Origin of the sequence: Achromobacter sp. RW408 (genome assembly GCF_003184165.1) — a bacterium.
In the GTDB taxonomy this organism is placed as follows: Bacteria; Pseudomonadota; Gammaproteobacteria; order Burkholderiales; family Burkholderiaceae_B; genus Achromobacter; species Achromobacter xylosoxidans.
Genome location: NZ_QHHO01000049.1, coordinates 1,606,952 through 1,632,305, shown reverse-complemented (window position 1 = coordinate 1,632,305; position 25,354 = coordinate 1,606,952). Strand labels below are relative to the sequence as shown.

The 25,354-nt window shown below is 67.8% G+C and carries 18 protein-coding genes; 14 read left to right on the top strand and 4 right to left on the bottom strand.

Annotation, left to right across the window (positions count from 1 at the left end; genetic code table 11):
- The 3 genes from hrpA to DK459_RS26935 form a co-directional block, all read left to right on the top strand.
- Positions 1–3,865 (top strand): ATP-dependent RNA helicase HrpA (gene hrpA, locus DK459_RS26945; protein ID WP_233256866.1); only part of this gene is annotated, 3,865 nt, incomplete at its 5' end.
- Between the two features lie 171 nt (positions 3,866–4,036).
- On the top strand, positions 4,037–5,770 hold the full coding sequence (locus DK459_RS26940; protein WP_070542628.1) for an ABC transporter permease subunit: 1,734 nt from the start codon (positions 4,037–4,039) through the stop codon (positions 5,768–5,770).
- Positions 5,771–5,778: 8 nt separating this feature from the next.
- Positions 5,779–7,074, top strand: a complete 1,296-nt coding sequence (locus tag DK459_RS26935) for an AAA-associated domain-containing protein (RefSeq protein ID WP_006384041.1) — start codon at positions 5,779–5,781, stop codon at positions 7,072–7,074.
- Between the two features lie 72 nt (positions 7,075–7,146).
- Here the strand turns inward: DK459_RS26935 and lpxO are convergent, their stop codons facing one another.
- A complete protein-coding gene (gene lpxO / locus DK459_RS26930; RefSeq protein WP_020924404.1) occupies positions 7,147–8,046 on the bottom strand; it encodes a lipid A hydroxylase LpxO in 900 nt (299 codons plus the stop codon).
- A 129-nt stretch (positions 8,047–8,175) separates the two neighbouring features.
- Here lpxO and dnaE point away from each other — a divergent pair, with 129 nt between their 5' ends.
- The 7 genes from dnaE to DK459_RS26895 are packed head-to-tail and all read left to right on the top strand — an operon-like array spanning position 8,176 to position 17,333.
- Positions 8,176–11,667 (top strand): DNA polymerase III subunit alpha, encoded by a 3,492-nt coding sequence (gene dnaE / locus DK459_RS26925; RefSeq protein ID WP_006384039.1) that lies wholly within the window; start codon positions 8,176–8,178, stop codon positions 11,665–11,667.
- A complete protein-coding gene (locus DK459_RS26920) occupies positions 11,667–12,758 on the top strand; it encodes a glycosyltransferase family 4 protein (RefSeq protein ID WP_054500048.1) in 1,092 nt (363 codons plus the stop codon). The genes dnaE and DK459_RS26920 overlap by 1 nt, the downstream gene beginning before the upstream one ends.
- The gene (locus tag DK459_RS26915) at positions 12,755–13,603 is read left to right on the top strand and encodes a polysaccharide deacetylase family protein (protein ID WP_006384037.1); all 849 of its coding nucleotides are present in this window, start codon (positions 12,755–12,757) and stop codon (positions 13,601–13,603) included. The genes DK459_RS26920 and DK459_RS26915 overlap by 4 nt, the downstream gene beginning before the upstream one ends.
- The gene (locus DK459_RS26910) at positions 13,600–14,355 is read left to right on the top strand and encodes a glycosyltransferase family 2 protein (RefSeq protein WP_006384036.1); all 756 of its coding nucleotides are present in this window, start codon (positions 13,600–13,602) and stop codon (positions 14,353–14,355) included. Before DK459_RS26915 ends, DK459_RS26910 begins: the two co-directional genes overlap by 4 nt.
- Positions 14,352–15,467 (top strand): glycosyltransferase, encoded by a 1,116-nt coding sequence (locus DK459_RS26905; RefSeq protein ID WP_110135175.1) that lies wholly within the window; start codon positions 14,352–14,354, stop codon positions 15,465–15,467. Before DK459_RS26910 ends, DK459_RS26905 begins: the two co-directional genes overlap by 4 nt.
- Positions 15,468–15,484: 17 nt before the next feature.
- Positions 15,485–16,210 (top strand): polysaccharide deacetylase family protein, encoded by a 726-nt coding sequence (locus tag DK459_RS26900; RefSeq protein WP_006384034.1) that lies wholly within the window; start codon positions 15,485–15,487, stop codon positions 16,208–16,210.
- Positions 16,185–17,333, top strand: a complete 1,149-nt coding sequence (locus tag DK459_RS26895) for a glycosyltransferase family 4 protein (protein WP_024068309.1) — start codon at positions 16,185–16,187, stop codon at positions 17,331–17,333. Before DK459_RS26900 ends, DK459_RS26895 begins: the two co-directional genes overlap by 26 nt.
- Before the next feature lie 51 nt (positions 17,334–17,384).
- On the opposite strand, the gene DK459_RS26890 is transcribed toward DK459_RS26895, so the two are convergent.
- Genes DK459_RS26890 through DK459_RS26880 form a run of 3 tightly spaced genes read right to left on the bottom strand, consistent with a single transcriptional unit; the run spans position 17,385 to position 19,411 of the window.
- The gene (locus tag DK459_RS26890) at positions 17,385–17,657 is read right to left on the bottom strand and encodes a YkgJ family cysteine cluster protein (RefSeq protein ID WP_024068310.1); all 273 of its coding nucleotides are present in this window, start codon (positions 17,655–17,657) and stop codon (positions 17,385–17,387) included.
- Between the two features lie 2 nt (positions 17,658–17,659).
- On the bottom strand, positions 17,660–18,424 hold the full coding sequence (locus tag DK459_RS26885; RefSeq protein ID WP_006384031.1) for a YdcF family protein: 765 nt from the start codon (positions 18,422–18,424) through the stop codon (positions 17,660–17,662).
- 15 nt (positions 18,425–18,439) lie between these two features.
- Positions 18,440–19,411 carry a glycosyltransferase family 9 protein gene (locus DK459_RS26880; protein WP_026382735.1) on the bottom strand — a complete coding sequence of 324 codons (972 nt, stop codon included), beginning with the start codon at positions 19,409–19,411 and terminating at the stop codon, positions 18,440–18,442.
- Positions 19,412–19,519: 108 nt separating this feature from the next.
- On the opposite strand from DK459_RS26880, the gene msbA reads away from it, so the two are divergent.
- From msbA to DK459_RS26860, 4 genes are all read left to right on the top strand, one after another.
- Positions 19,520–21,295, top strand: a complete 1,776-nt coding sequence (gene msbA / locus DK459_RS26875; RefSeq protein ID WP_054448396.1) for a lipid A export permease/ATP-binding protein MsbA — start codon at positions 19,520–19,522, stop codon at positions 21,293–21,295.
- Positions 21,296–21,345: 50 nt separating this feature from the next.
- A complete protein-coding gene (locus DK459_RS26870; RefSeq protein WP_054500050.1) occupies positions 21,346–23,163 on the top strand; it encodes a monovalent cation:proton antiporter-2 (CPA2) family protein in 1,818 nt (605 codons plus the stop codon).
- 146 nt (positions 23,164–23,309) lie between these two features.
- Positions 23,310–23,537, top strand: a complete 228-nt coding sequence (locus tag DK459_RS26865) for a hypothetical protein (protein WP_006384026.1) — start codon at positions 23,310–23,312, stop codon at positions 23,535–23,537.
- Between the two features lie 266 nt (positions 23,538–23,803).
- Positions 23,804–25,276 (top strand): sensor domain-containing diguanylate cyclase, encoded by a 1,473-nt coding sequence (locus DK459_RS26860; RefSeq protein WP_054448397.1) that lies wholly within the window; start codon positions 23,804–23,806, stop codon positions 25,274–25,276.
- Positions 25,277–25,354: the final 78 nt, after the last annotated feature.

Sequence of the window (25,354 nt, the reverse complement as noted above, 5' to 3'; positions counted from 1 at the left end):
TGCCGCGGCCCCGGCGGCCCGCCAGGCGCCCCGCCCCGAGCGGCCCATTCCCGCCGTGACCTACCCCGAAGACCTGCCCGTCAGCGCGCGGCGCCAGGAAATCGCGCGCGCCATCGCAGGCCACCAGGTGGTCATCGTCAGCGGCGAGACCGGCTCGGGCAAGACCACCCAATTGCCCAAGATCTGCCTGGAACTGGGCCGCGGCCGCCAGAAGATGATCGGCCACACCCAGCCGCGGCGGCTGGCCGCCACTTCGGTGGCCAAGCGCATCGCCGAGGAACTGAACACGCCGATGGGCGAGGTGGTGGGCTACCAGGTGCGTTTCAACGACCGCACCGGCCCCAATGCGTCGATCAAGCTGATGACCGACGGCATCCTGCTGGCCGAGTCGCAGCGCGACCCGCTCCTGCGCCGCTACGACACCATCATCATCGACGAGGCGCACGAACGCAGCCTGAACATCGACTTCCTGCTGGGCTATCTCAAGCAGCTGCTGCCGCGCCGTCCCGACCTGAAAGTCATCATCACGTCGGCCACCATCGACGCCGAGCGCTTCGCCCGCCATTTCGCCGCGTCCGAGGACAAGCCGGCGCCGGTGATCGAGGTCTCGGGCCGGTTGTATCCGGTCGAGGTGCGCTACCGTCCGGTGCGCGAGGAAGCCGCCGAGGACGAGGCCGCGCCCGCCAGGCCTGGCCGCGACCGCGAGCGCATGTCGGGCGACGAGGAACGCGACCTGATCGACGCCATCGTCGACGCGGTCGACGAATGCGCCCGCCACGGCCCCGGCGACGTGCTGGTGTTCCTGCCGGGCGAGCGCGAGATCCGCGAATCGGCCGAAGCGCTGCGCAAGCGCCACCCGGCCGGCACCGAGGTACTGCCGCTGTACGCGCGCCTGTCGCAGGCCGAGCAGGAACAGATCTTCCATCCGCGCGGCAACGCGCGCCGCATCGTGCTGGCCACCAACGTGGCGGAAACCTCGCTGACGGTGCCCGGCATCCGCTTCGTGGTCGACAGCGGCCTGGCGCGGGTCAAGCGCTATTCGTGGCGCAACAAGGTCGAGCAGCTGCGCATCGAACCGGTCAGCCGCGCCTCGGCCAACCAGCGCGCCGGCCGTTGCGGCCGGGTCGGCCCCGGTGTCTGCATCCGGCTCTACGACGAGGCCGACTTCAACGCCCGCGCCGCCTTCACCGACCCCGAGGTGCTGCGTTCCTCGCTGGCGTCCGTGATCCTGCGCATGAAGTCGCTCAAGCTGGACGACATCGAGCAGTTCCCGTTCGTCGAGGCCCCGCCCGGGCGCGCGGTGGCCGACGGCTACCACCTGCTGCAGGAACTGGGCGCGATCGAACTGGCGGCCGCCGATGATGGCGACGACGCCAGCCGCACCGGCGCCTCGTTCGTCCTGACCCAGACCGGCCACGAACTGGCCAAGCTGCCGGTGGACCCGCGCATCGGCCGCATGATCCTGGCCGCGCGCGAGCACCAGTGCCTGGCGGAAATGCTGATCATCGCTTCGGCGCTGTCGGTGCAGGACGCGCGCGACCGGCCCATGCAGGAACGCGAGGCGGCCGAAGCCGCGCACGCCAAGTTCGCCGACGACAAGTCCGAATTCATCTCCTTCCTCAAGCTGTGGCGCTGGTACGGCGAGCAGGTGCAGCACAAGGCCTCGCAGCGCAAGCTGGTGGGCCTGCTGCGGCAGAACTTCCTGTCGCCCATCCGGCTGCGCGAATGGCACGACGTCCACACCCAGCTGGCCGCCCTGGTGGGCGAGCAGGGCTGGCGCGTCAACCAGGTCGAGGCCACCTACGAACAGCTGCACATGGCGCTGCTGTCGGGCCTGTTGGGCAACATCGGCTTCAAGAGCGACGAGGGCGGTCACTACCAGGGCGCCCGCGAGATCCGCTTCCACATCCATCCGGGCTCGCGCCTGGTGAAGAAGGCCGGCCGCTGGATCGTCGCCGCCGAGCTGGTCGAGACCACCCGCCTGTATGCGCGCTGCGTGGCGCGCATCGATCCGGTCTGGCTGGAAAAGGTCGGCGCCCATTTGATCCGCAAGAACTGGTCGGACCCGCGCTGGGAAAAGAAGGCCGGCCAGGTGGTGGCCAACGAACGCGCCACGCTCTATGGCCTGACCATCTACAGCGGCCGTCGCATCCAGTACGGCCGGGTCCATCCGCGCGAGGCGCGCGAACTGTTCATCCGCCAGGCGCTGGTGCCGGGCGAGATCGACACGCGCCTGGCCTTCGTGGCCCACAACCGCAAGCTGATCGCCGGCATCGAGAAACTTGAGCATCAGACCCGTCGCCCCGACATCCTGGTCGATGACGAGCTGATCTACGCCTTCTATGACCGCCAGCTGCCGGCCGACATCTCGCAGACCGCGACGCTTGAAAAGTGGGTCAACGGCCTCGACAAGGCCGAAGCCGCCAAGCTGCTGCTGACGCGCGACGAACTGATGCGGCACGAGGCCGCCGGCGTCACCACCGACGTCTTCCCCAAGAAGGTGGAGTGGCAGGGCGTGTCGATGGCGCTCGATTACCACTTCGAGCCTGGCTCGCCGCGCGACGGCGTGACGCTGGCGGTGCCGCTGTTCGCCCTGAACCAGATCGATCCGGCGCGCTGCGAATGGCTGGTGCCCGGCATGCTCAAGGAGAAGGTGCACCTGCTGCTCAAGTCGCTGCCGCAGAAGCTGCGCCGCCACTGCGTGCCGCTGCCCGACTACGCCGCCGGCTTCTACGACCGCTGGTTCGAGCGCCTGGGCGACCCGCAGACCGGCCTGGTGGACGCCCTGATCGCCGACATGTGGGACCAGGTGCAGGTGCGCCCGGCCGCCGCCGACTTCAAGCTCGAGACGCTGCCGGCGCACCTGTTCATGAACTTCCGCGTGGTCGACGAGCACGGCCGCATGCTGGCGGCCGGCCGCAACCTGGCGCAGTTGCGCGCCGAGTTCGGCAAGCAGGCCCAGGCCACCTTCCAGCAGTTGGCCGCCAGCGACACCCAGGTGGCGCAGGCGCTGGCGCACGAGAACCTGACCGCCTGGACCTTCGGCCCGCTGCCGGAGATCATGGAGATCAAGCGCCGTGGCCAGTCGGTCATCGGTTACCCGGCGCTGGTCGACCGCGGCGCGCATTGCGACCTGGACGTGTTCGACGACCCGGACGAGGCCCGCAAGGCGCACCGCGCCGGCCTGCTCAAGCTGTTCCGGCTGGGCCTGCGCGAGCAGGTCAAGTTCCTGGAAAAGAACCTGGCCGACCTGACCAGGATCAGCATGCTCTACATGACGCTGGGCACGCAGGAAGAACTGCGCGACCAGATCATCGACTGCGCCCTGGGCCAGGCCTGCCTGGCCGAGCCCTGGCCGGTCAACGAGCAGCAGTTCGAGGCGCGCCGGGCCGAGGGCAAGGGCCGGCTGGGCCTGCTGGCGCAGGAGGTGGCGCGCCTGGCGGGCACGATCCTGACCGAATACGCGGCCCTGCAGCGCAAGCTGCCGCAGGCCAAGCCGCACGCCGCGGCCTATGCCGACCTGCAGCAGCAGCTGGGGGCGCTGATGCCCAAGTGGTTCATCCGCGACACCCCTTACCCCCAGCTGTCGCATTTCCCGCGCTACCTGAAGGCGGCGGTGGCGCGCATCGACAAGCTGCGCGCCGATCCGGGCCGCGATGCCAAGCTGGTGGCCGAGATGGCCCCGCTCGTGACCCAGTACCAGCGGGCCCGCTCGGCCCTGAAGGGGGCGCCCGACCCGCGCCTGGACGAGTTCCGCTGGTTGCTGGAGGAGCTGCGGGTAGCCCTGTTCGCGCAGGAATTGCGCACGCCGATGCCGGTGTCGGTCAAGCGCCTGATGAAAAGCTGGGAATCCCTGCAGCGCTGATCTTGCAGGTTCAGGCGTGGCCGGCGCGGCCCCGTCAACCGAGGAATACGGGGCGGCGCGAGCCGTCCCGTATTACCGTCAGATTTCAGTCGTTTTCTGTTCAGTGACGCGTCATCTGGTTATGCTTCAATGCGCGGGCCTTCACCCCCCGCTCCCTGGAGCATTGCCGACATGTTCGAGCTCTTCAGCACCCGGACGCGCCCGTCCGCGTCGTCCCGCTCCACGCCCAATCGCTGGGACTGGGCGCTCCTGCCCCTGGTGCTGGTGGTGCTGGCCGCGATGGCCTATGGCGCCTCGCAGATGAGCCGCCCCTTCGCCGTCGGCGAAGAACTGCCGATCTCGCTGGATCCGATCTACCTGCCGTACTACCTGCTGCGCACCATCCTGCGGATGTTCACGGCGCTGGCCTTTTCGCTGCTGTTCAGCTTCGTCTTCGCGGCCATCGCGGCCAAGTTCCGCACCGCCGAAAAAGCCATGATCCCGATGCTGGACATCCTGCAATCGGTGCCCATCCTGGGTTTCCAGGCCATCGCCATCGCGCCCTTCATCGCGCTGTTTCCCGGCAACCTGCTGGGCGTGGAGTGCGCGGCGATCTTCGCCATCTTCACCTCGCAGGCCTGGAACATGGCGTTCAGCCTGTACCAGTCGATGCGCACCGTGCCGGCCGAGCTGAACGAGGCCGCGCGGGTGTTCCGGCTGTCCGGCTGGCAGCGTTTCTGGCGCCTGGAGCTGCCGTACGCCACCCCGGGCCTGTTGTGGAACATGATGATGTCCATGTCCGGCGGCTGGTTCTTCCTGGTGGCGGCCGAGGCCATCTCGGTGGCCGGCCAGGACATCAAGCTGCCCGGCATCGGCTCTTACATCGCGGTGGCCATCGACGCCGAAAACGGCCGCGCCATCGCCTGGGCCATCGGCGCCATGATGGCCGGCATCCTGCTCTACGACCAGTTGTTCTTCCGGCCGCTGCTGGCCTGGGCCGACAAGTTCCGCTTCGAGGAATCGCAGGCCGACGTGGCGCAACAGTCCTGGTTGCTGGACTGGACCCGCCGCAGCCGCTGGATGCAGGCCCTGTCGAACATGTTCTGGGCGCGGATGCGGCGCGCGCTGGGCTGGTTCAGCGTGCCCTACGACGGCACCTCGATCCGTGCCCGCGCCAAGGCGCCGGACCCGCGCTGGACCCGCATATGGGATTCGCTGCTGGCCGCGGCCGCGCTGCTGGCGACCTACAAGCTGGTCGTGTTCGTGCACCAGGAAGTGGGCTGGGGCGAGGTGCTGCACGTGGTCGGCCTGGGCGGCATCACCCTGGCGCGGGTGATGGTGCTGATCGGACTTGCGTCGCTGATCTGGGTGCCGATCGCGGTCTGGATCGGCCTGCGGCCCCGGTATTCGCAACGGGTGCAGGCGGTGGCGCAGTTCCTGGCGGCGTTCCCGGTCAACCTGCTGTTTCCGGCCGTGGTGTTCGTGATGGTGGCGTTCAAGCTCAATCCGAACATCTGGCTCAGCCCGCTGATCATCTTCGGCACCCAGTGGTACATCCTGTTCAACGTGGTGGCGGGCGCCTCGACCATTCCCAATGAATTGCGCCTGGCGGCCGGCAACCTGGGCCTGAAGGGCTGGCTGCTGTGGCGCCGGGTCTACCTGCCGGCGGTGTTTCCCAGTTTCATCACCGGCGCCATCACCGCCAGCGGCGGCTCCTGGAACGCCAGCATCGTGGCCGAGTACGTGTCCTGGGGCAATACCTCGCTGGTGGCCGACGGCCTGGGCAGTTACATCAAGCAGATGACCGAGCAGGGCGATTTCCACCGCATCGCGCTCGGCATTGGCGTCATGAGCATTTTCGTCATGCTGCTGAACCGGTTTTTCTGGCGCAAACTGTATTTGCTGGCCGAAGACCGCGGCCGGTAGGAGTCTCCATGCCTTCCAATTTCCTGATTGAACTGCACGATGTCGGCAAATCGTTCCGCGCCGCGGATGGCACTGCCCGGCACGTGCTGGAACACGTGGACTTCACGCTGCGCGAAGGCGAGATCGTGGCCCTGCTGGGCAAGTCCGGTTCGGGCAAGTCGACCCTGCTGCGCATCATGGCGGGGCTGGTCAACGCCGACCAGGGCACCGTCACCTACCGCGGCCAGCCGGTGTACGGCCCCGCGGCAGGCATCGCCATGGTGTTCCAGTCCTTCGCGCTGTTCCCCTGGCTGACCGCGCAGCAGAACGTCGAGCTGGGCCTGGAGGCCCAGGGCGTGGCGCCGGCCGAGCGCGCCAGGCGCGCCGATGCGGTGCTCGACCTGATGGGCCTGGGCGGGTTCGGCGGCGCCTTGCCGCGCGAACTGTCCGGCGGCATGCGCCAGCGCGTCGGCATCGCCCGCGCCCTGGTCATGAATCCCGACGTGCTGCTAATGGACGAAGCCTTCTCGGCCCTCGACGTGCTGACCGGCGAAACGCTGCGCGACGACATGCTCGAACTATGGGACGAGAGCCGCATCTCGACCAAGGGCATCCTGATCGTGTCCCACAACATCGAGGAAGCGGTCATGATGGCCGACCGCATCATCGTGTTCTCCAGCGACCCCGGCCGCATCCGCAGCCAGGTGCAGATCGGCCTGCCGCGGCCGCGCAACGCCGATTCGCCGCAGGTGCGGGCGCTGATCGACGAGGTCTACGCGCTGATGACGCAGCGCCCGGCGCACGACATGCCGACGCCGCGCCAGCAGGGCCTGGGCTACCGCTTTCCGCATACCGAGGTCGAGCGCATGGAAGGCGTGCTCGACGTGCTGGCCGAGGCGCCGTTCAATGGCCGCGCCGACCTGCCCAAGCTGGCCGAGGAAGCCGAGATATCCGACGACGACCTGCTGCCGGCCTGCGAAGCGCTGGGCTTGTTCGGGCTGGCCCAGATCGACAAGGGCGACATCTACCTGACGCCGCTGGGCCAGCGCTACGTTCAGGCCGACCAGGACCAGAAGCAGGCCATCTTCGGCCGCCAGCTGCTGGCCCACGTGCCGCTGGCCGCGCACATCCGCCACAGCCTGGAACAGGAACCCGCCGGCGAGCTGCCGGAAAGGAACTTCCTGGATTCGCTGGAGGAATTCCTCAAGCCCGACGAAGCCGAGCGCGTGCTGAAGATCGCGGTGGAGTGGGGCCGCTATGGCGAGATCTATGGCTACGACTACCACACCGGCCTGTTGAGCTTGCCGGAGCGCGCCGCGGGGTAGGGTGGGGGAGCGGCGGGCCGGACGGCCCGCCGTGGTGGCGTGATGACCGCGCGATCCGCGCGGTCGGCCCGATCACAGGGCGATGAAGCCCGCGATCACCAGGATGATCAGGCCGTACTTGGTGGCCTTGTAGACGTTGCGGTTCCAGGCCTTGAAGGCCTTGCGCTTCTGGTCGATGACCCAGTGCGCATGGGTCAGCTTGTTGATGGCGCCGGTCTGGTCGCCGCCGTCGTTGGGCGAGCTGGCTGCCGACATCACCACGCGGCCGAACCAGCGGTTGAAGGCCTCGGCCCAGCCCCACTTGAGCGGCCGCTCGACGTCGCAGAACAGGATGATGCGGTTCTGGTCGGTGTGGTTGTAGGCCTCGTGCACGTAGGTCTCGTCGAACACCACGCTTTCGCCGTCGCGCCAGCTGTAGGATTCGCCGTCGACGATGATGTGGCAGCGGTCGTCGTTGGGCGTGGTCAGCCCCAGGTGGTAGCGCAGCGAGCCGGCGAACGGGTCGCGGTGGGCGTTGAGCTTGCCGCCCGGCGGCAGCTCGGCGAACATCGCCGCCTTGACCTTGGGCAGCGTCTTCAGGATGGCCACCGTCTTGGGGCACAGTTCCTCGGCCGAGGGGTGGCGGGCGTCATACCACTTCAGGTAGAAGCGCTTCCAGCCGTACTTGAAGAAGGAATTGAAGCCGATGTCGTTGTGGCTGTCGGCCGCCTTGATGCGGCGCAGCTCGGCCATCTGCAGGGCTTCGTCGCGGATCGTTTCCCAGTTGTCGTCCAGCACCTTGAGTTCGGCGATCTCGCTGGTGGTCAGGTAAGGGGTGGACGGCACGCGCGAGGTCAGCACCATGAAGGCGTTGACCGGCGCCAGCAGCACCGAGTGATCCAGCAGTTGCCGGCCCAGCGGCAGCTTGACGCGGCCACGGAAGTGCGCGAACAGGATGGCGGCAAGCCAGATCCCGGGTATCAGCCATTTCATACGTAAATCTCGTCCTGCGGCGGGTGAGTCAGGTGCAATCGCCTATTGTTACACAGCGTCGCCGAACAGGCCGTGGAGGAATCGTCCGCAGGGCGGTTTTAGGCCCTCCGACTAGGTACAATTCCTCCTATGTCCGAAGCCGTAACAACTCCGTCCCCTTTTGTCCACCTGCGCGTCCATTCCGAGTTTTCGGTGGTGGATGGCATCGTGCGCATTCCCGACCTCATCAAGCGTGTCGCCAAGCTGGGCCAGCCGGCAGTCGCGCTGACCGATCTGTCGAACCTGTTCGGCCTGATCAAGTTCTACAAGGGCGCGCGCGGCGCGGGCATCAAGCCCATCGCCGGCTGTGACGTCTGGCTGAGCAACGACGACGATCCCGCCAAGCCGTTTCGCGTGTTGCTGCTGGTGCGCAACCACCAGGGCTACCTGAACCTGTGCGAACTGCTGTCGCGCGCGTTCCTGACCAACCAGGGCAAGGGCCGGGCCGAGATCCGCCGTGAATGGCTGCAGGGCCAGGACGGCCTGATCGTGCTGTCGGGTGGCCGCGGCGGCGACGTCGGCCAGGCGCTGGACGCCGGCAACGCGGTGTCGGCGCTGGCCTTGGCGCGCCAGTGGGCGCATATGTTCCCGGGCAGCTACTACATCGAGTTGCAACGCGCCGGCATGGACGGCGACGAGGCCTATACCCAGGCCGCCATGCGCCTGGCGGCCGAGGCCGGCCTGCCGGTGGTGGCCACGCACCCGGTGCAGTTCCTGGACGAATACGAATTCCAGGCGCACGAGGCCCGTGTTTGCATCGCCGAAGGCGAGATCCTGGCCAACCCGCGCCGCGTGCGCCGCTTCAGCAAGGAACAGTACCTGCTCAGTTCCGAGGAAATGGCGCGTCGCTTTGCGGACGTGCCCTCGGCGCTGGCCAATACGGTCGAGATCGCCAAGCGCTGCAACCTCAGCCTGGTGCTGGGTAAGCCGCGCCTGCCGAACTTCCCCACGCCCGACGGTGTGTCGCTGGACGACTACCTGGTGCAGCTGTCCGAAGAGGGCCTGGAAAAGCGCATGGCCTTCCTGTTCCCGGATGAAGCCGAGCGCGCGTCCAAGCGCGAGCAGTACTACGAACGCCTGCGCTGGGAATGCAAGACCATCATCCAGATGGGCTTCCCCGGCTACTTCCTGATCGTGCAGGACTTCATCAACTGGGGCAAGAACAACGGCGTGCCGGTCGGCCCGGGCCGGGGTTCGGGCGCCGGTTCGCTGGTGGCGTACGCGCTCGGCATCACCGACCTGGATCCGATCCGCTACGACTTGCTGTTCGAGCGCTTCCTGAATCCCGAGCGGGTCTCGATGCCCGACTTCGATATCGACTTCTGCCAGGACAACCGCGAACGCGTCATCGACTACGTCAAGGAAAAATACGGTCGCGCCGCCGTGAGCCAGATCGCCACCTTCGGCACGCTGGGCGCCAAGGCCGTGGTGCGCGACGCCGGCCGGGTGCTGGACATGCCCTACATGTTCTGCGACGGCCTGTCCAAGCTGATCCCGTTCAACCCGATGGACCCCTGGACGCTCGAGCGCACCCTGAAGGACGAACCGGCCTTCAAGGACCGCTACGAGCAGGAAGAGGAAGTGCGCGCGCTGGTCGACCTGGCCAAGCCGCTCGAAGGCCTGACGCGCAACATCGGCATGCACGCCGGCGGCGTGCTGATCGCGCCCGGCAAGCTCACCGACTTCTGCCCGCTGTATTGCCAGCCGGGGCAGGAGAACAGCGCGGTGTCGCAGTTCGACAAGGACGACGTCGAAGCCGCCGGCCTGGTCAAGTTCGACTTCCTGGGCCTGCGCAACCTGACCATCCTGGACTGGGCCGTGCGCTACGTGCGCCAGTTCAACGAGGACAAGCGCGACTTCGACGTCATGGCGCTCAGCCTCGACGATCCGGCCGCCTACAAGATCCTGTGCGACGCCAACACCACCGCGGTGTTCCAGCTGGAATCGCGCGGCATGAAGGAGCTGCTCAAGAAGCTGCGGCCCAACACCTTCGAAGACATCATCGCCATGCTGGCCCTGTACCGTCCGGGGCCGCTGGAATCGGGCATGGTGGACGACTTCGTCAACCGCAAGCACGGCCGCGCCGCGGTGGACTACTTCCACAACGATCTGGAGAGCACGCTCAAGAGCACCTACGGGGTCATCGTCTACCAGGAACAGGTGATGCTGATCTCGCAGATCATCGGCGGCTACTCGCTGGGCGGCGCCGACCTGCTGCGCCGCGCCATGGGCAAGAAAAAGCCCGAGGAAATGGCCAAGCACCGCGAGCTGTTCGAGAAGGGCGCCAAGGAAAAGGGCCACGACCCCGACCTCGCGGTCAAGCTGTTCGACCTGATGGAGAAGTTCGCGGGCTACGGCTTCAACAAGTCGCACTCGGCCGCGTACGCGCTGATCTCCTACCAGACCGCCTGGCTCAAGGCCTACCACCCGACCGAGTTCCTGGCCGCCACCATGTCCTCCGACATGGACGACACGGACAAGGTGCAGATCTTCTGCCGCGACGCCCAGGACAACGGCGTCGAGGTGCTGCCGCCCGACGTCAATTTCTCGGGCTACCGCTTCGAACCCGTGGCTGACAAGCACACCGAAAAGGGCAAGCCGCCGCGCACCATGCGCTACGGCCTGGGGGCGGTCAAGGGCACGGGGCAGGGCGCGGTCGAGGACATCCTGCGCGCCCGCAAGGAAGGCGGCCCGTTCCAGAACCTGTTCGACTTCTGCCGCCGCGTCAGCAAGCACGCGGTCAACCGCCGCACCATCGAGGCCCTGATCAAGGCCGGCGCGTTCGACACCATCGAACCCAATCGCGCCGCCATGCTGGCCTCGGTGCCCACCGCCATGGAAGCGGCCGAGCAGGCCGCGCGCAGCGCCAACCAGTCCTCGCTGTTCGGCGACGACAGCAGCGACGTGGTGGCCGGCGAACTGGCCAAGGTCGCGCCGTGGGACCTGCACAAGAAGCTGACCGAGGAAAAATCGGCGCTGGGCTACTACTACAGTGGCCACCTGTTCGACGCCTGGCGCGACGAAGTGCGCCAGATCGTGCCGATGCAGCTGGCGCGGGTCGAGCCGCAGCGCGACCTGCAATGGATGTGCGGGGTGCTGGCCAGCGTGCGCGTCATGATGACCCGTCGCGGCAAGATGGTGTTCGCGGTGCTGGACGACGGCACCGCGCAGGTCGAGATCTCGGTGTTCAACGAGCTCTACGAAAAGCACCGCAACCGCCTGCGCGAAGACCAACTGGTCATTGTCCAGGGCAAGGTCAGCAACGACGACTACTCGGGCGGCATGCGCATCGTCGCCGAGCAGCTCTACGACCTGCAACTGGCGCGCGAGGCGCGCGCCAAATCGCTGCGCGTCAAGCTCAACGGCGGCGCGGACGCCGCGCGCTTGCGCCAGATGCTCAACCCGTTCCGCGCCGAGCCCGAGAACGGCATCCCCGGCGTGCCGGTGGACATCGTCTACACCAAGAACAATTTCCTGTGCACGGTGCGGCTGGGCGAGGAATGGCGGGTCCGCATGGCCGATACCCTGCTCGAAAACCTGAATGCCTGGACCAAGCCCAACGGCGTGGAGGTCACCTACTGATGCGTATCGTCCATTCGGAAGCCGCCACCAGTTTCGGTGGCCAGGAAGGCCGGATCTTCAAGGAAATGAACGCCATGCGCGCGCGTGGCCATCACCTCGAAGCCATCTGTCAGCCCACCGCCCTGCTGGCCGAGCGCCTGTCGGATGCCGGGTTCACGGTGCACACGCTGGAAATGGACGGTCCCGTCAATTACGTCAAGGGCGTCATCGCCATCCGCCGCATCCTGCGCGAAGGGCGTTTCGACGTGCTCAATACCCACAGCCGGCGCGATACGGTGATCGCCGCGGCGGCCGGCCGGCTGGCGGGCACGCCGCTGATCGTCCGCACCCGCCACTTGTCCAACAAGGTCGGTTCGCTGTGGTCATACACGCGCCTGCCGCACCGCGTCACCACCGTCAGCGACCACGTGCGCGAGCATCTGATCGAGCGCGGCGTGCCGGCCGACCACGTCGCCACGGTCTATTCGCCCATCGTGTTGCCGCCGCCGGTCGAGCATTCCACGCTGCGCGAGGAACTCGGCCTGGCGGCCGATGACGTGGTGGTCGGCTGTGTGGCCGTGATGCGCGCCACCAAGGGCCACAAGGACCTGATCGACGCCATCGCGCCGCTGATGGCCGCCCGTCCCAAGCTGCACCTGGTATTCGTGGGCGGGGGATCGCCGGTGTTCGAGCAGACCCAGGCCTACGTGGCCGAACGCGGCCTGGCCGATCGCATCCACCTGATGGGGATGCGGCGCGACGTGCCCAACCTGCTGGCCGGCTGTGATCTGTTCGCGCTGGCGACCCAGCAGGAAGCGTCCGGCACTGTCTACGTCGAGGCCCAGGCCAGCGGCCTGCCGGTCATCGGCACCGATGTCGGCGGGGTTTCCGAGATGTTCCGCGACGGCGAAACCGGCATCCTGGTGCCGCCGAAGGATCCGGCCGCGCTGACCGCCGCGCTCGAAAGACTGGTCGATGACGCCGCGCTGCGCCACCGCATGGGCGAGGCGGGCCGCAAGATGGTCTGGGAAGAAGGCGTGTTCTCGCCCGCCTGCCTGGCCGAAACCACCGAAGCCGTCTACACCCGCTGGCTGGCGGAGCGGCGCGGATGAACGCGCCCAACGTCCCGGTGTTGATGTATCACCACGTCACGCCGGCCGGCGGCATGATCGCCGCCACCCCCGAGGTTTTCGAGGCGCAGATCGCGCGCCTGGCGCGAGCCGGCTACCAGTCGCTGTCGACCGACCAGTTCGCCGCCTACCTGGCCGGCGCGCCGGCGCCCGAGCGGTCGGTGCTGATCACGTTCGACGACGGCTATCTCAACAACTGGGTCCATGCCCATCCGGTGCTGGCGCGCCACGGCATGCGCGCCGTGCTGTTCACCATTACCGGCTGGATCGGCGACGGGCCGGCGCGCCCGCACGCGGGGCAGGGCCTGCCGCTGCCGGCTACACCCGACCACGACGCCTGCAAGAAGCTGATCGCGGCCGGGCGCGGCGACGAGGCCATGCTGCGTTGGAGCGAAATCGAGGCGATGCGCGCCGCCGGCACTTTCGAGTTTCATTCGCATACCCACACCCACACGCGCTGGGACAAGGTCTGCGGCGCCGACACCGAGGCCAAGCGGGCCCATATCGCGCGGGAACTGTCCGATTCGCGCGAGACGCTGATCCAGCGCCTGGGGCAGGCCAGTGATCATCTTTGCTGGCCGCAGGGCTATTTCGACGCCGACTACGTGGCGGCCGCCAGGCAGGCGGGCTTTCGCCACTTGTACACTACCGACCCTTTCGGCCAGAACACGCCTGGCGCCGACCCCGGCCACATCTACCGCTTCGCGGTGCGCAACCAGGGTGGTACCTGGTTGAACCGGCGGCTCTGGCTGTCGCGCGATCCCTTCTGGGGGCCGCGCTATCACGCCTGGAAAGCCTGGAAAAAGCGTCTTAGGAATCGCGGATGAAGTTATCAGTCATAGTCATCACCAAGAACGAGGCGGCCAACATCGCCGAATGCCTCAAGTCGGTTGCTTTCGCCGACGAGTTCATCGTCGTGGATTCGGGCAGCACCGACGGCACGGTGGAGCTGGCCAGGGCCCTGGGGGCGCGGGTCGAAGTGACCTCCGACTGGCCCGGCTTCGGTCCGCAGAAGAACCGCGCGCTGGACCTGGCCACCGGTGACTGGGTGTTGTCGATCGACGCCGACGAGCGTGTCACGCCGGAGCTGGCGCGCGAGATCCAGGACACCCTGGCCGCGCCGCGCGCCGACACCTACGAGATCGCCCGCCTGTCGAATTTCTGCGGCCGCGACATCCGCCACAGCGGCTGGTGGCCCGACTACGTGCTGCGCCTGTTCAAGCGCGGCGCCGCGCGCTTCAATGACGCCGCCGTGCACGAGCGCGTGGTGCCGGCCAATGGCCAGCCGCCGCTGCAGCTCAAGGGCTACTTCCATCATTACCCGTACGACAACCTGGACGCGCTGGTCACCAAGATCAACCGCTACTCGTCGGACGCCGCCGCCATGATGTACGCCAAGGGGCGCCGCACTTCCGTGTTCGGCGCGCTGGGCCACAGCTTCTGGACTTTCGTGCGCATCTACCTGATCCGGCGCGGCTTCCTCGACGGCCGCCACGGCCTGGTGCTGGCGGTGACCGCGGCGGCGGGCAGTTTCTTCCGTTACTCGAAGCTGATGTTCCTGGCCGAGAAGAACAAGTGAAGATTCTCTACACCAATTTCCACGCCGGCAACGGCGGTGGACACGTCACCTACATCATCAACCTGTGCCGCGTCCTGGCCGCCGAGCACCAGATCACGGTCGCCGCGCCCGCCAGCAGCCGCCTGTACCGCTACGCCAAGGCGATCCCGGGCGTCACGGTCGCGGACATGCGCTACACCACGCGGCCCTCGTCCTGGTTCAAGGACCGCGCGCGGCTGCGCCGCCTGATCAAGGACGGCGGCTTCGACATCATCCATGCCAACGGCTCGGCCGATCACAAGCAGGTGATGCTGGCCACACTGGCGATGGCGCGCCGCCCGCGCATCGTGTTCACCAAGCACAACGACCATCCGCTCACCAGTTTCGGCCACAAGCTGCGGGTGGCGCTGGCCACCGACCACAGCATCGCGGTCAGCGACTACATCCACGGCCTGCTGTCCGATTCACCGTACCGCAAGCGTCCCATCACCACCATCCGCCACGGCATCGACACTCAGTTCTTCGCGCCGCCGGCGCCCGAGAGCGTCGATAAGCTGCGCGAACTCTTTTTCGGCCCGCAATGGCGCGGCAAGCTGCTGCTGGGCAGCGCCGGCGGCACCGACTACGACAAGGGCTGGCTCGACCTGGTGGCCGCGGTGGCGGCCTTGCCGCCGGGCGACAAGGAGCGGGTGCTGCTGCTCGTGGCTGGCGATCCGCCGTCCGAAGCCAAGCTGGATCGGGTGCGCGAATTGGGCATGACCGATCAGCTGCGTTTTCCCGGCCTGCTCGACGACGTGCGGGCGGCCCTGGCCGCGTGCGACGCCGGTTTCGTGCTGTCGTACCGCGAGGCGTTGTCGTTCGCCTGCCGCGAGATCATGGGCCTGGGCCTGCCTGCCCTGGTCACCAACGTCGGCGGCCTGCCCGAGAACGTGAATGACGGCGTCGACGGCTGGATCGTGCCGGTGCGCGACGTGGCCGCCATGACGGCGCGCCTGCGCATCATGCTGGACGATCCCGGCCAGGTCCGGGCCATGGGCGCGAACGCCCGCGAAACCGCGGTGCGCGACTTCAACCTGGCGCGTTTCGCGCAAGCCACGGTCGACGTCTACCAGCGTACGTTGGGCGGACACTGAGCCTTATAATCCGCGCTATGTCTATCCCAATTCTCATGTACCACCAGATCGGCGAACCCAATCCCAAGGGCACGCCGTTTCGCGGCCTGACGGTGCACCCGGACGATTTCGCGCGCCAGATGCGCTGGATGCGCTTCCTGGGTTATCGCGGCCTGTCGATGCGCGACATCATGCCGTACGTGCGCGGCGAGCGCCACGGCAAGGTATTCGGCCTGACCTTCGACGACGGCTACCGCAACGTGGTCCAGAATGCGATGCCGGTGCTGGACAAGCTCGGCTTCACGGCCACCAACTACCTGGTGGCCAACCAGTTCGACGGCGGCAATGTCTGGGACGCCAAGATCGGCATTCCCTTTTCGCCCCTGATGACCGTCGACGAGATGCGCCAGTGGGCCGCCTCCGGCCACGAGGTCGGCTCGCACACCCTGGATCACGTCCACCTGCCCGAAATGACGCCCGAAGAGGCGCGCCGCCAGATGGTCGAATCCAAGGACGTGCTGGAGCAGGCTCTCGGCGCGCCGGTCACCGCCTTCTGCTATCCCTACGGCGACCATGGCCCGGAACACCTGGTCATGGCGCGCGAGGCGGGCTACGACAACGCCACGTTGACCAAGCGCGGCCTGGCGCGCGCCAGCGACGATCCCTTCGGCCTGCCGCGAGTGACCGTGTCGCGATCGACCGGCATCTTCCGTTTCCTGCAGAAATGCCTGACGCGCTATGAAGACACCCGCGGGCGCCGCTGAGCGGCGGCTGCGCATCGCACTGCTGGTCGACCGCTTCGGCAACCGCTTCGGCGGCGCCGAGGCCTACGGCGTCGAACTCATGCGCGTGCTGGGCCAGCGCCACGATATTTCCGTGGTGGCGCGCGACTTCGACAGCGATCTGCCGTTTCCCTTCCACCCGGTGCGCTTTCCCGGCTGGCTGCCCAGCTGGATGCGGGTGCTGTATTTCGCCTGGAAGGCCGATCGCCTGACCCGTGGCCGCTATGACATCGTCCATTCGCACATGAACGGCTGGGCCGGCGAAATCCAGGTCATGCACGTCACGCCGGTACGCTACAACCGCCTGACCCGGGCCAAGCCGCTCAAGCGTGTACTCGCCTGGCTCAGCCCGCGGCTGGCCACGTATCTGTTGCTCGAGAAATCCCGGGTGCGCCGCGCGCCCGCCCGTCGGGTAGTGGCGGTGTCCGGCCTGATCATGGACCAGTTGCACCGCAGCTACGGTCCGCAGTTGCCGGTCGAGATCATCGCGCCCGGCGTCAAGCTGCCCGCGCCAGAAGCGGCGGACTCGCGCGCCGCCACGCGCGCCTCGCTGGGCTGGGAGGCGGACACGATCGGCTGCCTGCTGGTGGCTCGCAACCCGCTGCGCAAGGGGCTGCCCGCGCTGCTGGACGCGCTGGCGCTGCTGCCCGCGCCGTACCGCCTGCTGGTGGTGGGAGCCGACGCCGCGACCCGCGAACGGGTGCGCGCGGCCGGCGCGGTGGCCAATCGCGTCACGCTGGTCGATCCCACGCCCGATGTCGCCAGGTACTTTGCCGCGGCCGACATCTACGCCCATCCGACGCTCAACGACAGCTACGCCATGGCGCCGCTGGAAGCCATGTCGCATGGCTTGCCGGTCGTGGTCAGTTCCCCCGCCTACTGCGGATTCGCGCAATACCTGTCGGCCGGCAAGGATGCCCTCATCCTGCAGGATCCGCGCGATGGCGCGCAGCTGGCGCAGGCCCTGCAGCGCCTGGGCGACGAACCCGAACTGCGCGCGGCGCTATCCGAGCGCGGCCTGGCGATCGCGCGCGACCAGAGCTGGGAGACCGTGGCGTCGCGCTATGAAGACCTGTACCACGGGGTGCTGGCCGAGCGCGGCTGAGACGCGGCCGCCAGCAAAAAAAAACGGGACCGCAAGGTCCCGTTTTCGCTTTCAATGCGTCGGCGCCGTGGCCCGTTCCAGTTCCCCCAGCCAGCGGATCGCATATTCGCGCTCGGATCCGCACATTTCGGGCTGGGCCTGCAGCCCGCCGCAGAAAGCCGGACGCTCGGGCTGGCCGAAGAGGGCGCAACGCATGTCCGGCAGCAGCTGGATACAGGGCACGCCTGCCGGCTTGCCGTCGGGCATGCCGGGGATCGGCCGCGTGATCGACGGCGCGATGCAACAGGCGCCGCACCCTGGCCGGCACGCCAGCGAGGCCGGCATCTTCAGACCCACCCGCGCAACCAGTAGACGAACAGGCCGGCGTATTCCTTGATGATGGAGCGGCTGGCGTCGAACGTGCGCTGGTCGGGCAGCCACGGGTTCAGCGAACCGTCGGCGGGCGCCACGATCTGCGGGGGCGCGGGCGCGGCGATGGCGATCACGCCCTGCTTGGAGAACGCCGCCATGGCGCGCGGCATGTGCAGGGCGGACGTGACCAGCAGCACCTTGCCGATGCCGCGGGTCTTGAGCTGGTCTTCGGTCAGGGCCGCATTCTCGTAAGTGGTGCGGCTGGCGTTTTCCAGGATCAGGGCCGATTCCGGCACGCCCTGTTGGCGGATGGCGTGGGCCATGCCGCGCGCCTCGCTCACGTCGCCTTCCAGCGCGCCGCCCGACAGCACCACCTTGGGCGCCCGGCCCGCCAGGTAGAGCTGGGCCGCGGTGTCGACGCGCACCACGGCGGTGTCCTTGTCGTAGGGCAGGAACCAATTGGCGCGGCCATTGGCGGTATTGCCGCCCAGCACCACGATGGCGTCGGCGGTGGGAGACTCGGCGGGCGGCAGGTGCGGATAGCGGTTTTCCAGCGCGCCGCCGAGCCAGAGCGAGGTCACCGGAAGCGACCACGCCAGCGCCCACAGCAGGCCGGCGAGGATCAGGGCGCCGCCGGTCTTGCGCAGCCGGAACAGGCCCAGCACCAGGCCGACCACCACCAGGGTCAGGCACAGGTTGTAGGGAATGATCAGATTCGTGAGGTAGCTCGACATGGTCATTTCAAGACAAACTGTTTACCGCGCATCGTCCAGCATGGCGTTGGCCTGCTGTTGCACCGCCTCGGCGGATGGCCATGCCGTTTCCGAACCGATGCACACCGCCCGGGGCGACCACGGTCCGGTCCGGCCGGGGCGGGTGACGCCGAATAGCGTGAGTTCCCGCGCGCCGGCCGCCGCGGCGACGTGCGAAACGCCGGAATCGTTGCAGACCACCAACGCTGCTTTGGTCGTCAACGCGGCGAACGCGCCCAGGGACAAGGGTGGCAGCAACTGCGCGCTCGGGGCATTGCGCCGGGCTTCGTCGGTTTCCGCCGGAGGGGGGCACATTACCACGGTATGGCCCCGTGCCTGCAAGGCGCGGGTAAGTGTATCGAATCCTGGCCACACCTTGATCTTTCCCTTGTGCAGCCCGGTGGCCGTGGGCGCGATCAGGACGAAGCGCTGCCCGGCCAGGCCCGCCGCCTCCAGGGCCAGGTCGGCGGCGCCCTGGTGCGTTGGCGTCAGGGGCAGGTCGAGTGTGGGAGCCGGGTCGGCGGGGCCGGTGGGCAGACCCCAGCGGGCCAGCGCTTCGCGTGTCAGGTGATGCCAGGACTGCACCGCGTGCAGGGCGGCGTCCGGCTTGGCCACCGGCCAGCGCAACAGGAAGCTGCGGCCGTCGTCGCGATAGCCCGCCGATGGCACTCCCGCCAGCCGGAACACCAGCGCGCTGGACAGCGAATCCGGCAACAACAGGCCGCGGGCGCGCCGCCCCTCGGCGCCCAGGGCGCGGCGATGGGCGCTGACCGTGGCTCTATCCGGCCCCACTTTTCCCAGCATCGGCAGGAACTCCCGTTTGTCGATCCCGTCCAACAGGTCCCGCGCCCAGGGGCGGGCACAGATAACCAGGGGCAAGCCGGCGGCCTGCAAGGCCCGCAGGCTGGGCAGGCTCATGCAGACATCGCCCACCCAATTGGGCAGGCGGACGTAGAGGCAACTGATTTCGGACATGGACAGGCGCACCGCGCGATAGGAACTGAAAGGGGGACGCCCGGCCCCGCGCGGCAACGCGTAGCCAGTACAATCCGGGGCACAATTGTATAAAAGCGAGTGATTCCATTGAATTCTGCCGCACGCAACGCGCCCGCAGGCTCCCAGCCTGTCAAAGCTGAACTCTGGAGCCGAATCTATAGCCGGGTCGGTTCCTACTGGAAGGGGCTGGTGCTGGCGACCCTGCTGATGGCCGGCGCCGCCGCCACGCAGCCCACGCTGGCCGTCATTATGCAGCCCCTGCTGGACGACGGCTTCTCGGGCGCCAAACCGTACTATGTCTGGGCGCTGCCGCTGGCGGTGGTCGGGTTGATCTTCTTGCGCGGCGTCTGCAACTTCTTCAGCGACTACCTGCTGGCCTGGGTCGCCAACAACGTTCTGCTGGGCATGCGGCGCGACATGTTCGAACGCCTGCTGGGCCTGCCCGACGCCGATTTCAAGCGCGGCGACACCGGCCGCCTGCTGAACCGATTCACCATCGACGCGGGCAACGTCACCGGCTACGCCACCGACGTCATCACGGTGCTGGTGCGTGAAACCCTGGTGGTCATCGCCCTGATCTGCGTGCTGCTGTACACCTCGTGGGTGCTGACCCTGATCATCCTGATCATGCTGCCCGTCTCGGTGCTGATCGCGCGCAGCTTCATCAAGCGCCTGCGCCGCATCAACCGCGACACCGTCAACATGAACGCCGAACTGACCCGGGTGGTCAGCGAGGGCATCGACGGCCAGCGCGTCATCAAGCTGTTCGACGGCTACGAGGTCGAACGCGGCCGCTTCGATTTCGTCAGCAGCCGCCTGCGCCGCTTCGCCATGCGCACCGCCACCGCCGACGCCGCCCTGACGCCCCTGACGCAGGTGTGCATCTCGATCTCGGTGGGCGCGGTCATCGCCGTCGCCTTGGGCCAGGCCAACAACGGCTCGCTCACGGTCGGCAGCTTCGCCTCCTTCATGGCCGCGCTGGCGCAGATCTTCGACCCCATCAAGCGCCTGACCAACCTGGCCGCGCGCATGCAGAAGATGCTGGTGTCGGCCGAAAGCGTGTTCACCCTGATCGACCAGGTGCCCGAAAGCGACACCGGCACGCGCGAACTGCCCGAGCCCGTGCGCGGCAAGGTGGAGTTCCGCAACGTCACCCACCGCTTCGCCGACGCCGACCGCGACACCGTCAATGACGTGTCCTTCGTGGTCGAACCCGGCCAGACCGTGGCGCTGGTGGGACGCTCCGGCAGCGGCAAGACCACGCTGGTCAACATGCTGCCGCGCTTCGTGCTGGCCGACAGCGGCGCCATCTACGTCGACGACGTGCCGATCAACGACCTTAAGCTGCGCAGCCTGCGTTCGCACCTGTCGCTGGTCAGCCAGGACGTGGTGCTGTTCGACGACACCATCGCCGCCAACGTCGGCTACGGCGCCCTGGGCGAAGCCAGCGAGCAGCAGGTGCGTGACGCGCTGGCCGCCGCCAACCTGCTCGATTTCGTCGAAGGCCTGCCGCAGGGCATCAACACGCCGGTGGGCGAAAACGCCGCCCGCCTGTCCGGCGGCCAGCGCCAACGCCTGGCGATCGCCCGCGCCCTGATCAAGAACGCGCCGATCCTGATCCTCGACGAGGCCACCTCCGCCCTCGACAACGAGTCCGAACGCCAGGTGCAGGCCTCGCTCGAGCGCCTGATGAAGGGGCGCACGACGCTGGTCATCGCGCACCGCCTGTCCACGGTGCAGAACGCCGACCGCATCATCGTGCTGGACGCCGGCAAGATCGTCGAGCAGGGCGCCCACGCCGAGCTGCTGGCCGCCGACGGCCTGTACGCCTCGCTCTACAACATGCAGTTCCGCGAAGACTGATCGCGTGCGCGGCGCCCGGGGCGCCGCGCCAGGCCACCCAGGAGCCGCCCATGTCCCTGCCCGCAGAAGGCAACCAGCTGGTCAACGTCGTCGTCCTGCTGGGCGCGGCGGTGGTGGCGGTGCCCTTGTTCAAGCGCCTGGGACTCGGTTCCGTCCTGGGTTACCTGGCCGCCGGCCTGGCCATCGGCCCGTTCGGCATCGGCTGGTTCTCCGACCCCCGTTCCATCCTGCATGTGGCCGAACTCGGCGTGGTGATGTTTCTGTTCATCATCGGCCTGGAAATGCAGCCGTCGCGACTATGGAAGCTGCGCGGGGAGATCTTCGGCCTGGGCGTGGCCCAGGTGGTGGCCTGTGGCGCGCTGTTGACGGCGGTCGGCCTGTTGGCCGGATTGTCGGGGCCGGCGGCCTTCATGGCGGCGATGGGTTTCGTGCTGTCGTCCACCGCCATCGTCATGCAGATACTGGCCGAGCGCGACGAGACCGCCAGCGCCCAGGGCCAGCGCATCGTTTCCATCCTGCTGCTCGAAGACCTCGCCATCGTGCCCCTGTTGGCCCTGGTGGCGTTGCTGGCGCCGGCAGGCACCACCGAGCATGGCGATCCCTGGCTGCAGGCGGCCATCGCCATCGGTTGCGTCCTGGCGCTGCTGGCGGCCGGGCGCTGGTTGCTCAATCCTCTGTTCCGCCTGCTGGCGGCCGCGCATGCCCGCGAAGTGATGACCGCCGCCGCGCTGCTGGTGGTGCTGGGCGCGGCGCTGCTTATGGAATTGGGCGGCCTGTCGATGGCCATGGGCGCCTTCCTGGCCGGCGTGCTGCTGTCCGAGTCCACCTTCCGCCATCAGCTGGAGGCCGAGGTCGAGCCGTTCCGCGGCATCCTCCTGGGCCTGTTCTTCCTGGGCGTCGGCATGTCGCTGGACCTGGCCGCGGTGGCGCGTGAATGGCAGTTGATCCTGGCGGGCGTGCTGGTCTTCATGCTGGTCAAATCGGTGGGCGTCTACCTGGTCGCCCGGCTGTTGCGCGCCAGCCATGCCGAGGCCGTGACCCGCGCGGCGTTGTTGGCCCAAGGGGGCGAATTCGCCTTCGTGCTCTACGGCGCCGCCGCGGCCGCGGGCATCTTTGATGCGCACCTGGCCGCCGTGCTGATCGCCGTGGTCATCATTTCCATGGCCTTGACGCCCTTGTGCGTACTGGCGCTGCGCTGGCTGCTGCCCAAACCCGTCCCCTCGATGGAAGGGGTGGACGTGGCCCGGGACCTGGAAGGTTGCGCATTGATCGTGGGTTTCGGCCGGTTCGGCCAGATCGTGACGCAGGCAATGCTGGCGCGCGACATGAAGGTCTCGATCCTGGATATCGACACCGATGCCATCCGCGCGGCCGCCAAATGGGGCGTCAAGGTGTATTACGGGGACGGTACCCGCATCGACATGCTGCGCACGGCCGGCGCCGAAACCGCCAAGGCCATCCTGATCTGTATCGACAATCCGCAGTCAGTCAACCACATGGTCAAGCTGATCAAATCGGAATTCCCCCTGGTGCAACTGGTGGTGCGGGCCTATGACCGCATCCATTCCCTGGCGCTGGCCAGGGAAGGGGTCGACTACCAGGTGCGCGAGACCCTGGAATCGGCCCTGGTTTTCGGCGAAGCCGCGCTGCGCGCCATCGGCGTGCCGCCGGACGAAGCCGCCGACGTGGTGGCGGACGTGCGCAAGCGGGACACCGACCGGTTCGAGCTGGAGGTGGCCGGCGGCCTGTTCGCCGGGCGCTCGCTGCTGTACGGCAACATGACCGGCCCGGCGGATGGCAGGAACGACCAGCCGGACCGTGAAACCGTGGCGCCGGCCGGGCATGCGGAGCCTGGCGCGCCGGCATGACCGCCGTATGACAAGCGACCTGTATCGCGTATTACAGCCTCTTTGCATTACTTTACGCATCATTTCACGCGCAAGTCCGATCGGCTGAGGTAGATTTAGCTTCAAGCGCGCTCCACTTCCGGAGCGTTTCTGCCAGGGGGGCTGCCATGCTGCAATCGGATCGGATTTCCACGACCCCGCAAGCGGTCGCGCTTGAGCTTGCACGCCGTCAAGCCACGACCCTGCGTTGCGGGTTTTGCGCGGGCGCCATGCGCCAGCTCGTCCTGTCGGCGGGCGGGGCCGGCCCCGCCTGGGCCATCAGCGCCCATCGCGAAACCGACAAGGCGCGCGGCGCCAAGGCCTTCCCCTTCCGGATCGCCGCCACGCTGTCCTGACGCGCTGGCCCGGCCGCGCGGCCGTGGGGGGCGCGTGGCCGGCTGCCATCGCCACGCGGCGCTTGCCGGCCTGGCGCCACCAGGCAAGATGCCCGGTCGGCGCCATGCCGATACGGCTTTCGATATCGATCGGTACGCCCCGGCGTGGATCCGCCGACGCCGTTCCTGGCTGTGAACGGGCGCCATCTTGCATGGTCGCCCGCGCTTGCGGCATCATGACCCGTAAAAGGCATGACACCCCGCCGCGATCGCGAAGGAGCGCCGTATTGAAGTCCCATGGGTTTCTACATCGCAGCCTGTACGCCCTCGCGGGGTTGATCGCCATCGGCATCTGCGCCGCCTCGATCGCGTTGCTCTGGACGGACCGGCGCATCACCTGGAACCTCGCCTACGTCGCCGCCGGCAACCTGACGGAAGTGCTGTCGGCCGACATCGGCCGCACCATTCGCGTCTATGACCTGTCGCTGCAAGGCGTCATTGAACGCCTGCAAGAGCCGGGTATCGAAGACCTGCCACGCGGCACCCTGCATCGCTTCCTGTTCGACCGCGCCGCCAGCGCCGAGTACCTTGGCACCATCCTCATCCTGGACCGCGACGGAAACGTCCGCTACGACTCACAGAGTCTCGATCCTCCCATCGCCAATTTCGCCGACCGCGACTTCTTCCAGGTCCATCGCGACAGGCCCGACGCCGGCATGTATGTCAGCCGTCCGTACCTCAGCCGCTTGCGCGGCGGCGACGAGAGCATCGGCATCAGTCGCCGGCTTGCCGCGCCCGACGGCAGCTTCGCCGGCGTGGTCTCCGGGTCGCTGCGCCTGGCCTATTTCCGCGAGCGCTTCGCCGGGCTGTCGATCGGCCCGCGCGATTCCATTACCATCTTCCGCAACGATGGCGCGGTGCTCGCGCGCACGCCTTATTCCTCCGCGGACCTGGACGCCGACATCGGCCAGGAACCGGACTTCCAGCAATTCCTGATCCGCCGCGAAGGCGTGTTCGTCGGCGCGCTGGCTCCGGATGGCGTCGACCGTCTTTATACCTTCGACAGCGTGCCCGGCACGCCGCTGGTCATCGACGTCGCGATGGCGGTCGACGAAGTCCTGGCGCCATGGGAACGACGGGCGATGCTGGTCATCCCCATCACCCTGGCGCTGTTCGCCTCGGTGGTGGCGCAGGTCGTGCTGTACCGGCGCGAGACGCGGTTGCGCCTGGAAGTGGAGACCAGGCTTGAAAAAGAGGCCCAGACCGATGGCCTGACAGGTATTGCCAACCGCCGCACCTTCGATGAAGCACTGGCGCGCGAATGGGCCAGCGCGGGCCGCGACGGCGAACCCTTGTCACTGCTGTTTCTCGACGCCGACCGCTTCAAGCTCTACAACGACCGCTATGGTCACCAGGAGGGCGACGAGCTGCTCAAGATACTGGCGCTGACCGTGCGCGGCAAGGCGCGGCGCCCTCGCGACCTGGCGGCGCGCTACGGCGGCGAGGAGTTCGTGGCACTGTTGCCCAATACCCCGCTCGAGCATGCGATCGACATCGCCGAACGCATACGCCAGGCCGTGGTCGGCCTGCACGCGCAGCACGAAGACAACGAAGGCGGCATTGTCACCGTCAGCATCGGCGTGGCCACCGCGGTGCCCCGGCCGGGCGACGAAGTCGCCGCCCTGGTTGAAGCCGCCGATGCGGCCGTCTACCGTGCCAAGGAGGCCGGGCGCAACCGCGTCGTGGCTGCCGGCCCATGACGGGCGTCGGCCTGTCGCCGCCGTCGCGGACGCCAAGAAAAACGGGACGGCCGTTGCAAGGACCGTCCCGTCGAGATG